Genomic DNA, 12,263 nt, shown 5'->3' on the forward strand with positions numbered 1-12,263 from the left:
CGAGGAGGTCTGACGGTCGCCGTGCGGCGACCTGCGAGTGCCGGCCCGCGCCGGAGGGAAGATGGTCGTCCTCCGGCACGGGTCCGACACGCTGCGGTGGAGCGGAACCGGCCGGGTTCTCCGGGTGCCTCTCCTTGGATGCGCCCGAAGGAGGGCCTTATAGTCGGCACACCGGGAAAGCGCCGATCGAGCGTGGTGGGGCCTCATGGAGATCGAGGGGTCGTTCTGGCGCGCCATCGCGGTCTACCGGTTCGCCTCGCTGGGCTACGCCGCGCTGTTGCTGGCGAGCGCCGGCGGCCACCAGCGCCCTGTCGCGGCCTGGCTCGTCTTCGGCGTCATGACGGTCTGGACCGTGGTCACCACCATCGCGTACTCGACCGCGAGAAACCGCCCACTGTTGGTGACGGACGTTCTCGTCACTCTCGGCTGCATGCTGGCCTCGCCGTACGTCCAGGGACCTGATGCCGGACCGGCGGGCATGATGCCGATCACGGCGACCTGGATCGGCGGGCCCGTCCTCGCCTGGGCGGTGTACGGCGGGCGGCGGGCGGGTGCGGTCGCGGCGGTCGTGCTGTCGCTCGGCGACCTGTGGCTGCGCGGCCTGAACGGATTCGACTTCTCCGTCCCCGTCAACGGGGCCGTGCTCCTGATCCTCGCCGGGACCGTCGTCGGTCACGTGGCCAGGCTGACCAAACAGGCGGAGGAACGGCTGCAACGGGCCGTCGAGATAGAGGCGGCCGGCCGGGAGCGCGAGCGGCTCGCTCGCGGCCTGCACGACTCCGTTCTCCAGGTGCTGGCGCTGGTGCAACGCCGCGGGCTGGAGATCGGCGGGGAAGCCGCCGAGCTGGGACGGCTCGCCGGAGAGCAGGAAGCGGCGGTGCGCGAGATGATCCGCGGCGGGCCGGCCGTGGATGGCGCGGGCCTCGTCGACGTGGGGGCCCTCCTGCGCCGGTACACCACGGCCACGGTAACCGTGGCGACCCCCGCGACCCCGTTGCCGCTCCCCGCCGGCCAGGCCCGCGAGGTCGCCGCGGCCGTGGGCGCGGCGCTCGACAACGTCCGGTGGCACTGCGGCGAGGACGCCAGGGCCTGGGTCTTCGCCGAGAACGACGACGTCTCGATGACCATCACGGTGCGCGACGAGGGGCCCGGCATCCCCGCCGGCCGCCTGTCGGAGGCGGAGGCCGAGGGACGGCTCGGCATCGCGCAGTCCATCCGGGGCCGGATCGCCGGCCTGGGCGGCACCGTCGGTTTCACGTCCGTGCCCGGCCAGGGAACCGAGGTCGAGCTGACCGTCCCCGGTCGGTTTACAGTTACGGCATGACCAGCGCGCTGCGGGTGATGGTGGTGGACGACCACCCGATGTGGCGGGACTCGGTCGCCCGCGACCTGGAGAACGCCGGCTACGAGGTGGCGGCGACCGTGGGCGAGGGCCGCCAGGCGCTCCGCGTCGCCGCCGCCATCCGCCCCGACGTGGTCATCCTCGACCTGCGGCTTCCCGACCTGCCCGGCGTGGAGGTGGCCAGAGGGCTGGCCACCGCCTCCGATCCCCCGCCCCGCGTGCTGGTGTTGTCGGCGAGCGGCGAGCACGAGGACGTGCTCGACGCGGTCAAGGCCGGCGCCTCCGGCTATCTGGTCAAGTCGGCGAGCCGGGAGGAGTTCCTCGACGCGGTCCGGCGCACGGCCGAAGGCGAGCCGGTCTTCACTCCCGGCCTGGCCGGGCTCGTGCTCGGCGAGTATCGCCGCCTCGCCACGCAGAGGCCCGCCAACGACGGGCCGAGCCTCACCGACCGGGAGACCGAGGTGCTACGCCTGGTGGCCAAGGGCCTGACGTACAAGCAGGTCGCCGAACGGCTGGTGCTCAGCCACCGGACTGTGCAGAACCATGTGCAGAACACCCTGAACAAGCTCCAGCTCCACAACCGGGTCGAGCTGGTCCGCTACGCGATCGAGCGGGGGCTCGACGAGGTATAGAGCGCCGGAGGACGGCTCAGAGGCTGTCGACCTTGTACGGGTCGTGCTCGGAGAGCAGCTTGTCCAGGCGCGCCTGGTCGACGCGGCTTGCCGTGGCGACGATTTCCTGCCGATCGCGCACGCACTTGGCCAGCCCGAAGGCCGACGTCACCGTGTACAGCACTGCGACGGCCAGGAAGGCGCGAACCCAGGCATCGATCGGCATGTAGGCGATGCCGATCGCCACGCTGGTGAGCGCCACCCCGAAGGAGATGACGCACTGCGCGAAGAAGGCGGTGGTCATGGCGGGCTGGATTGGTTTCGTCATACCGCCAAGCGTCTGACATCCGCCGGCCGGGCGCCTGAGTACGCGTACCTAACCAGGCTGAGTACGTGAACCGAAAGCCCTGTCGAGTCAGTGGGACGCCTTCTTCCCGTCGGGCTGGATCGCGTACCACTCGGCCCCGAACTCGTCTATGTCGTGGCCGAAGGTGTCGCCCGGCTTCTTGTCGTCGTGGTAGTAGTACAGGGGCCACTTGCCGTAGACCACCTGCTCGGACCCGTCCTTCCGCTTCGTAGTGGACAGCAGGCCGGCCTTCGTCCCTTCCTCGGCCTCGGGCTCGCCCTCGGTGAGGTACGGCGGCCAGTCCTCGGCGCACTCGCCGTAACAGGTCGACTCGCCCTTGGTGTCCTTCTCGAACAGGTAGAGCGTGCGCCCTTCGCCGTCCACCAGAACCTTGCCGATCTTCGTGTCGCCGATGGCCACCGGCGCGTTCGGCGCCAGGCCTGCGCCGCATACGGCGGCCATGGTCACGGCGGCGAGCGTCCCCGTCAGCAGGGCTTGAATTCTCCTCATGACCTCGGCACGGCTGCGCTCCCGCCCCGGTTCACCGCGCGGGACAGCCCTTACCCAAGCCTTACGGTCACCCGGCCTGCCCACGTCACGCTCCGGGAGCGTGCGGGTCTACCGTTCGCAGACCACGCCGTCACCGTCGCGGTCCTGGTACCAGGCGTACTCCGGATCGCGGCCGCGACTGTAGGGGCCGAACCCCGCGGCGTTGGCGTCGCCGCAGGTGCGGAAGCGTGGATCGGTCCCGCCGGTCGGGGTGGGTGTGGGGGTGGCGGTGGGCGTGGCAGTGGTTCTGCTCTGGTCGCACTTGCCGGACCAGATGCGCAACTTCTCCCGCTTGGCCTTCGCCTCCTCGGCGCGCATCACCTTGATGTACCCCTGGGCAGATCGGTACAGGCGGGGAGTAAGACGCGCGGCAGGCGGGTGTGGTGTACCGCTACATGTCAGGAGATGTCGGCCAAGCCGAGCAGCTCCTCGGCGACCAACGGGAGCGCCCGCGGCTCCACCTCGCGCAACGCGCCCAGCGCGGCCGTCCAGGCCGGTCCGCTCAGCACGCGCGCCACCAGTCGCCTGGCCCGGGCCGGCTCGACCGTTCTCGACAGGGCCACCAGGATCTGCGCCTGCCGGTCCGGATCCTCGACCCTGGCGGTCAGCCCTTCGATCCTGTCCGCCAGGCCGCGGGTGGCGGGCAGCCCGGCGCTGTCCACGATCGCCCGCAGCAGATCGACGAAGGCCATGAGCTGCTGGTCCGGATGGGTGATGCGGGCGGGGAACAGGGACTCCGCCCGCTTGGCCGCCGCCGTGACCGTTGCCTTCCTGCCCGGGTCCGCCTTGATCAGGACCGTGAACGCCTGAGCCATGTAGTCGGCCGTGGGAATCTCGTTCGAGGCGATCTCGAGGGCGGCGGCCACGTCACCCCGGTCGGAGAGTGCCTTCACGACGGCGACGTACGCACGCGCCTTGGAGGCCGACGCCAAGATCTGCCTGACCATGACCAGAGCCCTTCTCACCTGCCCCCGGGAGGCGAACGCGGCCGCCACGTCGGCCAGCGCGCCTGGGCGCGTCTCAGGAGACCGGATGCCACGGGCCAGCCGCTCGGCGTGGCCCAGCCGACCGATGCCGGCGAACGCCTTCACCAGGGCGGTCACCAGCCTGGTTCGCCGGCCCTCGTCCTGTACTTGCTGGACCAGCTTCTCGGCCTCCTTCACCAGCTCGCGGTCGCCTCCTCCCTCGCTCGCCATGGCCACGGCGAGCAGCGCATGCGCGCGCTGGTCCGCAGCCGGCAGCGTGCGCGCCAGCGCCCTGGCCCGGCGCAGCGACCCGCGACCGGCCATCGTCTGGGCCAGGCCGACACACGCCTGCCCCCGCCGGTCGGCGTGAGGAATCTTCCGCGCCACCGCCACGGCCCGATCCATGCGGCGGATCTCCTTCACCACCAGGGCCAGCGCCTGCGCCCGGAGATCCGCACTCGACAACGACAGGGCCAGCTCCTCGGCGCGGTCGAGCTCTCCGTGGGCGGCGAGCGCCTTGGCCACCCCCACCAGCGCCCTGTCCTGGTCCTCCGCGCTGATCCGCTCGCGAACCACGAACTCGGCCCGTGCCACGTCCCGGGCGGCGATCAGCCTCACCAGGTCGGTCAGCACCCTCGTCCTGATGGCCGGATCGGGGATCGCGCCGGCCAGCGCCTCGGCACGGTCGAGATCCCCGCCGGCCGCGACCGCTTCTGTTACGGAGACCAGCGTCTGTGCCCGCTGGGTGAACGATGTCCGCGTACGCGCCAGCCTCTCCGCCTGCTCGGCCAGGGCGCACGCCCGATCGGGATCCGGCACCGTCCCGGCCACCGCGATCAGCGCCTGGACCTGGTAGTAGGGGCTTTTGATCGCCGAGGCCACCTTCTCGGCCCTGCTGTCCGCGCAGGCGCCGTACGCCTCCGCCACGGCGACCATCGCCCGGGCGCGCCGCCCTCGGGGAGTGAGCCCGGGGGTGAGCACTTCCGCCTGCTCGGCCAGTTCCAGCGCCCACTCCGTGTCGCCCCTCCTGGCGATCTCCTTCGCCAGGTTGGAGAGCACGTATGCGCGCTGGGCGGGAATCGGGACCTCAGCGGCCAATTCCTCGGCGCGTTCCAGATCACCACCGGCGCCGATCGTCTCGGTCAGCACGGTCAGCGCGTACGACCGCGAGTAGGGGGTGGGCAGGCCGCGCGCCATGGCCTCGGCCCCCTCGACGTCGCCGCAGCAGGCGAGGGCCGCCACCAGCGCGCTCACGGCCCACTCCTGCCCGCGCTCATGGATGATCGTCCTGGCCGCGTCCTCAGCTCGTTTCCTGACGGCCGTAATCCGGTCCAGCTCGCCGCCGGCCAGCGCCTTCAGGACGGCGCTCAGCGCCCACACCCGCTGGTTCATCTGCGGGATCCTGTCGACCAGGGCCTCTGCCCGCGCCACGTCGCCGCATACGGCGGCGGCCTCCACCAGAGCGGCCATCGCCCAGGCATGGCCACCCAGGTCGACAACGGACGGGGCCAACCGCTCCGCCTCGTCCAGAAGCTCGGTGGACCGGCTCGCCTTCGCCATCGCGGCCAGCGCCCAGATCCGCCGCTCTGTCACCTCGATGGAGCCGGCCAGCGTCTCCGCGGCGCTCAGCTCCCCGCGGTCCGCCATCGCCTTCACGACAGACCCCAGCGCCCAGGCCCTCTGCTCCGTGCGGTCGATGGAGCGCGCCAGAGTCGCCGCCGCGCCCAGCTCGCCGCTTTCGGCCATCGCCTTCGCGACGGCCGCCGAAGCAGAGGCGCGCGAGTCCGCGTCGACGATGGAACGGGCCAGCGTGACCGCCCGGTCGGACCAGCCGAGCCTCGCCCACAGAGCGGGCAACTCGACAGGTGGTGGCGAGGCGGACCTGCTGAGCTGGTCGCGAGTGACGGCCAGGCGCGTCAAGGTCAGCAGGTCGGGCTCGGCCTCATCGCCGATCGCCTGCTGGGCGGCGGTGAGCTCGCGGATGGCGGCCGACTCGCCGCCCACGATTCCACGCATCCGGTCGTGCCTGGCGCGGTCGAGCGCGTAGTCCACCAGGCGCCCTCGGTCGGCCAGAAGCCGGCCGTACGAGCCGAGGAGGTACGCGGGCGTGTCCTGCGGCCAGCCCTGCTCCCGGTAGGAGTCCGCCCAGCTGTGGATCATCGCTCGGTATCTGTCCAGGGGGGCGAGGTCCTGCTCGGCCATCCGGTACAGCGTCTCGTGGGCGTACAGATAACCGTCGGCGGTCTGGGTGAAACTGCGGCTGCTGAGCCGGTCCCGTACCTCCCACCGCGGCAGGTCCGTCAGGGTGGCGAGATCGTCCAGGGCCAGCGCGCCTTGGGCCACCGCGATGACGCCCAGCAGCTTGTCGTTCCCCGGCACCTTCAACGACCGCTCGAAGTCGTTCTTGGCCTCGATCTCCAGGTGCCTGGCGTGCGCGTTGGGGGCCAGCTCCTGGATACGGCAGGTGTGAAGCGGATGGCCGGACGGCACGTCGGCGGGTATCCCGGGATGGGGGCGCCCGGTGACGAGCACCCGGACACCCTCTGGCGGATTGCGAGGGAGCAGGACGGCGATGCTGTCTTCCGGCCTCTTGTCCTCGTCCAGCCCGTCCACGACCAGAAGCAGGCGCTCCCCGATCTCCTGGCAACGTCGGGCCGCCTCCTCCAGGAGATCGTCCAGGTGACCCGCGTCCTCCGGCACCTCCGCGATGGCCGCCAGTTGTTCGCCCATGGCCTGGCGGAAGGCATCGGCATCGGCGTGGCCGAAAACGAAGAAGGCGGCCACCCGCACCCCGTCCGGAGGATCGAGAACGAAGGAGGAGGCCAAGGCGGTCTTGCCCGACCACGCGGGCCCCCGCAACCGCAGATACGACTCTTCGCCCCGGCAGAAGGCGGTCAGTTTCTCCAGTTCGTCGCCGCGGTCCCGTAACCCTTCGGCTGGGGCCAGATCGCGCACCCGAGCCAGATAGCCGCGCGGTCTCCGTCCGGCAGGCGGGTTGACGGAGACGACCTGGCCGTATCCGATCTGCTCACACTGCTCCGGCGTCAGCCTCCAGTCGGCGCGGTGGGCCGTCAGATGCCCGGGACCTTCGACGAGGTGATGCTCCGCGATGATGCCCACGAGCCTGTCGCCGACGAAGAGCGCGGCGCCCGACATTCCCTCCCAGGGTGAGCCCTCCCTGTCCTCGGCCGGAGGACGGTCGACGCCTACGTGGAGGGTGCCCGTGTATCGGTTCGACAGCGGCAGGATGGCACCGGATATCTGGCCGCTGTCCCGCCGGTTGTCGCGAAACTTCCACGCGGGAAAGCCGATCGCCCGGCACGGCAACTCGGCGGCGTGATCGTCCACCAACCCGTAACGCGCCGGTGGAAGATCGCCTTCCAGAGGGACGCGGAGGGCCGCGAGGTCGTCCACCGTCCACAGGACTTCCGCAGGCAGCTTGTCCGTCGGGTCTGCGGTGAACCGCGCGTGAATGCTCAGCGCGTCCTTGACCACGTGGGCGGCGGTCAGGACCACCTCGGTGGTCACCCGGTAACCGGAGCCGTACCGCTTCTCCTCATCCGGCAGGTCGACGATGATCTGCCCGGCGCGCTTCTCGTTCAGTCTTCGCCCTTCCTCCCGCGACCCCCGATGTACGGCGAACCGCCATTCACCTCGGGGTTGAGGACGAGCTTCACCCGGTGGGTCTGCGCGCCGGACGCCTTGGCGTCGGCACCGGTCTCCACGACCCAGAACTTGACCTTGCCGTTCAGCGCGGCCTCGTGGGTGACCACCATCGTCACCTCCAGCTCGATGGGCCCCAGCCCGAACCGCAGCTGCTCACCTGCGGCGGACTCCATCGATTTCGTCAACTCGTTGCGCAGTTCCTTGATGACGGTCGACAACTCAAGCATGATTCCCCCGGAAGGCGGCTGGGTTTCATAGCATTATGCCGGGAAATTTCTTGCATGATCCATGAATAGCCGGGGGCATCGTGATAAGTCGGGATAGCCGGTTAGTCGTCAGCTGGTCGGAGCCCGCTTCGCTGCAGACGAAGGCCCTTACGGTCAACCTCCCTACCGGCCCCGAAGATCATGTGGCCGCTGTCCTGGAAGCATGGGCCGGCCAGGGCCTGACCATTTCCGACCGGCGCTCCAGGATGTTGTTCGTGGCGGGAGAGGGTCCTGACGTCATCGCCTACTACGCCGCCATCGGCGGCCTGGCGAAGCGATGGATCGAGGTGGAGGTCAAGGGGGTGCCCCTCGACCTCCAGCAGACCTACGACGAGGGCCGCGGGCTGGCCGACGCGGGCAGGCCGGCGGAGCACCTGGAATGGGCCCAGGTCGGCGGGGAGGATCCGGGTTTCCTGCCGCACGCGGCCTTCGAGGCCGGGACGCGGCTCAGCCCGAAGGCGGTGTCGATGATCCGCTACGCGGACCGGTTACGCATGGTTCCGCCCGGCCGCGTCAAGCCCGCCCTCCTGTGTTTCGCGCTCGTGGCCGGAATCCGGGAGACCAACCGCGAGCGCTTCCCCTTCCTCTCGACCGGCCGCGAACCAGCACCCACGGGCAAGAACTCACCCGACCAGGGAATCGACCTCCACAGCATCCGACAGCGGATCAGCAGCCACCGGAAGCTCCGCGTGCCGAGCGCCTACGAGATCGTCAAGCCCGACACCGACCTGGCGAACTACCAGAAGCTGGCCCAGGCGAACGCGACACCGATCGAGTCGGTCCTCCTCCGGCTGGGGTGCTCCGCCACCGACGACGATCCCGCCTGGTGGAACTGCCCCCGGCCAGGCGGACACCGGAACAGGGACGCGAGACCCTCACTGCGGATCCGCAAGAACGAGGCTCGGTGCGGGATCTGCGACAAGGGCCCCCTCCCCCCGGCCCAACTGGTCGCGGACACGTTGAAGATCACCCCTGACGAGGCGGCCTCCTTCATCGTCGACCTCAAGTGCGCCACGGACCGTCCCGCCCTCGGCTACCGCCGCCCGGAACTGGTCGCCCCGCCACGCCGCGACACCCTCGTCACCGCCTACATCTCCGCGAGCAAACCGGACAGGTTCGACTGCGTGATCTACGACGCGGGGATCGGGTACCGGCGAGAGGCGGTCATCTGGCGCCCTGACACGGCCAACCTCCCGGAGGGGGTCGTCCCGCTGCAACTGCGGCGGGGTGACGTCGTCACCGCCCTCACCGTGGAGTTCCAGCCGGCAACTGCGGGCAAGGCCGGCTACTGGCAGCTCTCGATCACCGCACCCAAGCTGGCGGTACGGGCGCTGGCGTCGCGGGTTCAGGAGATCATCGACGGCAGGGTCGTCGTCAAGGATGTGGAGCGGGTCATGGGAGCCCGCACCAAGGTGGTGGTGGCCCCCACGGAGCTGGGCATGGACGCGGTGGGGGCGTGCATCGGCCACAAGGGCAGCCGTCTCGACGCCGCCCACCGCCTCGTCAACATGCCGGCGCGCGGCGAGCGACTGGAGATCATCCCCTACTCCAGCGACCGGCAGACGTACCTCGTGCACGCCATGCACCCGGCCGAAGCCATCGACGTACGCATTCGAGGCGGCAACGCGATCGTCGCCGTGTCGCCGCAGCAGTTCCACAACGGCGTCGGAGAAGGCGGCCTCAACGCGCAACTGGCGGGCAAGCTGACCGGCCTGTACGTCGAGGTCGTCACCTCGGGCACCGACCTGGACGCCGCCCTCACCAGCCTGGAAGAGCGCCGAAAGCGCCTGAGGGAACCCACTGGGGCGGACGACCGGCACGACGCCGCTGATCACCGTTGACCCGACCGCGCGGTGAGCCATCCCAGGACGCGCGAAGGGCCCGCGCGGAGGCGGGCCCTAGGCGGTCAGCGGACGCGCGCGGGATCACCCCGCGTCACGTCGTGGACTAAAGATCCCCGATCTTCGGGATCAACTCCGTCAGCACCCACAAAGCCAGGCCCGCACCCAGAAGGTTGAGGCGGCCTCCACCGACGTTGAACGCGGCCAGCGCGAAACAGATCAGAGCTGCGATGAGCAGGATGAGAGTGAGCACTGTGTCATCTCCTGGGGCCGGGGGTGTGTCACCCGCCGCTACCCTTGATCGCCGCGTTGAAGCATGCAGCGCTCCGCGGCTGATGACGCTCTCTGCGAGTCACGCCTGAGGCAGAGCTTGTTTCCTCCCGTCGCGCACCACCGCGGCGCCCAGCCAGCGGTCATGCAGAACACGGCCTTCCGGATCGAGGAGCATCCACAACCCGTCCACGAGGATGCACAGCAGCCCCACGCCGGGGACGAAGGCGAGGAGGGGGAAGGCCAGCGTACGAAGAACCGCCTTCCCCGCCCCCAGTCGCCCGCCCGTCCGCGCGGCGACGACGCGCACCTTCATCAGCCGCTTGCCGAGCGTCCGCCCCCACAGGGCGTGCTGCACCCAGAAGTAGAGAAACAGCCCCGACAGGACTGCCGACTCCGCGGGCCTCACGCCGCTCCCGAAGACGTCGACCCGCCCCAGGAGCCCGTACCCCATGCGGAACCCGGAGCCGAGGCCGATCTCGGACCAGAGCGGCCCCACGACGACACCGAGGACCACGCTGACGATCAGGTAGTCGACCAGGAACGCCGCCGGTCGGCGCCACGCCGTCCCGGCCGGCGAAGGGACCCGCTCTTGCTCGCGGGAAGGCCGTGTCGCCCGCGACGCGCCGAGTACCAGCCCCGCGGCTGTCAGGAGACACACCTGATTGAGCCCCCAGGCGCCGGCCACTGCCCTGAACCAGTCGGCGCTGAGCAGCGAGATCATCCCGCCGCACTCTCCCGGCGCCCTGTACAGCGAGACGAGCGGTTCGACGACCGCGACGAAGATGAGGAGTCCGGCCACCCGACGACCTGTCGTCGCGGGGTCCCGATGGCCGAGACAGGCCAGTAGGCCGACGAGAACCACGAGAGCCGGAACCGCCCACCCCGCCGTGACCTCTATGACCACATCGAGATCACGGCCCAGCGAGGTAAGCGGTGACAGCGTCGGTCCAGCGCTGTACAGGCACACGAGTCCGTAGATCGTGGGCTCTCCGTGAGTCCGGACGAGTTCCTCGGCATCGAGTCGCTCGCGCCACAGCTCCCACGCCGGGATGGCGGCGACGGCCACCGCCGCCACCCACGTGAACAGCGCCGACCGCGATAACCGGGACACCTGCGGCACGATGATCCCTTTCGCTCCGGGAGCGACACCTTACCGATGCTCCGGCGAAGCAGCGGAGACGCGAAGGCCGGCGGGCACCCGGAGCACGCGGATCGTCGGGGAATGCCGGCTTCAGCAGGTGCGGAGCATGTTGAGCAGGGCCACCTTCTCCTTACGTGTCACGAAGAGGTGGTAGTGGCGCTTCACGGTGATCCATGAGGTCGCGTACCGGCACCAGTAGGCGCGGCGTTGTGGGCGCCAGCTCTGCGGGCCCTGGCCGCCTTTGGCGATGTTGGCGGAGTGGCTGACGGTGAGCAGTTCGGGGCGGACGAGGTCGTTGGCGAAGGCGCGGCGCTTGGCCTGGCTCCATCGCTTGGCGCCCGAGCGCCAGGCGTAGGCGAGCGGCACGACATGGTCGACGTCCACATGCTTCGCGCTCTTCAACCGCTTGCCGTCGTACGGGCTGTACCAGAGCCCCTTGACCGGGTGGCAGGCCGCGTTTCGGCGTACGTGCCGCCCGTCGCGAGCCAGGGCCGCCTCCCACGCGTCGCACTTGCCCTTGTGGGGCGCCCAGTGCTGGAACCGCGTGCGGCTGTAGCCGCGGATGGATAAGGGCCTGGCGACCTTGAGCTGAGCCAGCACACTCCGAGCGAGGGCCGCGGCCTCGGCCCGCGATCGCTTGCGCGGTTCGGCCGCCGCCTGCGGGGCGGCGAAGACGACGGCGATCGGGAAGACCACGAGAGTGAGAACGGCGACATGTGCTGCCCGCCTCAGGAAGATCATGGCTTCAGCTATACCCAGCGACGGCCTCGCCCACGGATGTTCGGGCCGGGAAAGCCTCCGGCCGTCGCAGCACCCTCACCCCGGCTGTTCCGCCTTGTTGCAACTCACCATCGACGTCAACCGGAGCCGGATCCCATCTGCGGCCAAGGCCTCCGCACCGCCCTCTTGCCGATCGATGACACACAACGCGTGGTCGATCTGGGTCCCAAGATCACGCAACCGACCCCGGCCATACGCTCGCACCGATGCACAGCGACGCCCACCCGTGAGGGCAGGCGTCGCTGCCGGCGGTTACTTCAGCACCGGATAGGAGCGCACCAGTGCGGTACGGCCCCACATCCTGCCGATGCCGAGGGTGTCGCCGGCACCTGCCAGGGCCAGGCCGGCCAGGACGATGGCGTAGATGAGGTGCTCGTCCATGAACGGGTTGTTGGCCAGCGGCAGTTCGGCGGCCCACATGAAGACCAGCAGCACAGCGCCGGTGACCGCGGCGATCCGCATGCCCGCGCCCAGGATCAGAGC

11 protein-coding genes and 1 pseudogene are annotated in these 12,263 nt (G+C 70.1%); 3 read left to right on the forward strand and 9 right to left on the reverse strand.

From position 1 onward, the window contains the following. Nucleotides 1-205 precede the first annotated feature (205 nt). Both macS and V5E28_RS48180 read left to right on the forward strand, forming a co-directional pair. Complete coding sequence (macS, locus tag V5E28_RS48175) at nucleotides 206-1,324, forward strand: MacS family sensor histidine kinase (protein ID WP_336217038.1); 1,119 nt, start codon at nucleotides 206-208, stop codon at nucleotides 1,322-1,324. After that, the gene (locus V5E28_RS48180; RefSeq protein WP_336217039.1) at nucleotides 1,321-1,974 is read left to right on the forward strand and encodes a response regulator transcription factor; all 654 of its coding nucleotides are present in this window, start codon (nucleotides 1,321-1,323) and stop codon (nucleotides 1,972-1,974) included. The genes macS and V5E28_RS48180 overlap by 4 nt, the downstream gene beginning before the upstream one ends. A 16-nt stretch (nucleotides 1,975-1,990) precedes the next feature. Here the strand turns inward: V5E28_RS48180 and V5E28_RS48185 are convergent, their stop codons facing one another. The 5 genes from V5E28_RS48185 to V5E28_RS48205 form a co-directional block, all read right to left on the reverse strand. Beyond that, nucleotides 1,991-2,281: a YiaA/YiaB family inner membrane protein gene (locus V5E28_RS48185; protein WP_336217040.1), complete on the reverse strand. Its 291-nt coding sequence runs from the start codon at nucleotides 2,279-2,281 to the stop codon at nucleotides 1,991-1,993. Between the two features lie 87 nt (nucleotides 2,282-2,368). Continuing rightward, nucleotides 2,369-2,809, reverse strand: coding sequence for a COG4315 family predicted lipoprotein (locus V5E28_RS48190; RefSeq protein ID WP_336217041.1), 441 nt, complete (start codon nucleotides 2,807-2,809; stop codon nucleotides 2,369-2,371). Between the two features lie 108 nt (nucleotides 2,810-2,917). After that, nucleotides 2,918-3,166: an excalibur calcium-binding domain-containing protein gene (locus tag V5E28_RS48195; RefSeq protein ID WP_336217042.1), complete on the reverse strand. Its 249-nt coding sequence runs from the start codon at nucleotides 3,164-3,166 to the stop codon at nucleotides 2,918-2,920. 80 nt (nucleotides 3,167-3,246) lie between these two features. Next, the gene (locus V5E28_RS48200) at nucleotides 3,247-7,416 is read right to left on the reverse strand and encodes a trypsin-like peptidase domain-containing protein (protein WP_336217048.1); all 4,170 of its coding nucleotides are present in this window, start codon (nucleotides 7,414-7,416) and stop codon (nucleotides 3,247-3,249) included. After that, the gene (locus tag V5E28_RS48205) at nucleotides 7,413-7,706 is read right to left on the reverse strand and encodes a trypco2 family protein (protein WP_336217043.1); all 294 of its coding nucleotides are present in this window, start codon (nucleotides 7,704-7,706) and stop codon (nucleotides 7,413-7,415) included. Before V5E28_RS48205 ends, V5E28_RS48200 begins: the two co-directional genes overlap by 4 nt. 182 nt (nucleotides 7,707-7,888) lie before the next feature. On the opposite strand from V5E28_RS48205, the gene V5E28_RS48210 reads away from it, so the two are divergent. Continuing rightward, a complete protein-coding gene (locus tag V5E28_RS48210) occupies nucleotides 7,889-9,586 on the forward strand; it encodes a hypothetical protein (RefSeq protein WP_336217044.1) in 1,698 nt (565 codons plus the stop codon). Nucleotides 9,587-9,692: 106 nt separating this feature from the next. Here V5E28_RS48210 and V5E28_RS48215 read toward each other — a convergent pair whose 3' ends face one another. The 4 genes and pseudogenes from V5E28_RS48215 to V5E28_RS48230 form a co-directional block, all read right to left on the reverse strand. Further along, a complete protein-coding gene (locus tag V5E28_RS48215) occupies nucleotides 9,693-9,839 on the reverse strand; it encodes a hypothetical protein (protein ID WP_336217045.1) in 147 nt (48 codons plus the stop codon). Nucleotides 9,840-9,938: 99 nt separating this feature from the next. Continuing rightward, a complete protein-coding gene (locus tag V5E28_RS48220; protein ID WP_336217046.1) occupies nucleotides 9,939-10,970 on the reverse strand; it encodes an RDD family protein in 1,032 nt (343 codons plus the stop codon). A gap of 120 nt (nucleotides 10,971-11,090) precedes the next feature. Beyond that, a complete protein-coding gene (locus V5E28_RS48225; protein WP_336217047.1) occupies nucleotides 11,091-11,741 on the reverse strand; it encodes an HNH endonuclease family protein in 651 nt (216 codons plus the stop codon). 291 nt (nucleotides 11,742-12,032) lie between these two features. Next, a pseudogene (locus tag V5E28_RS48230) lies at nucleotides 12,033-12,263 on the reverse strand (hypothetical protein); the annotation flags it as partial.

The sequence above is a fragment of the Nonomuraea sp. LPB2021202275-12-8 genome, from assembly GCF_037044575.1.
Taxonomy (GTDB): domain Bacteria; phylum Actinomycetota; class Actinomycetes; order Streptosporangiales; family Streptosporangiaceae; genus Nonomuraea.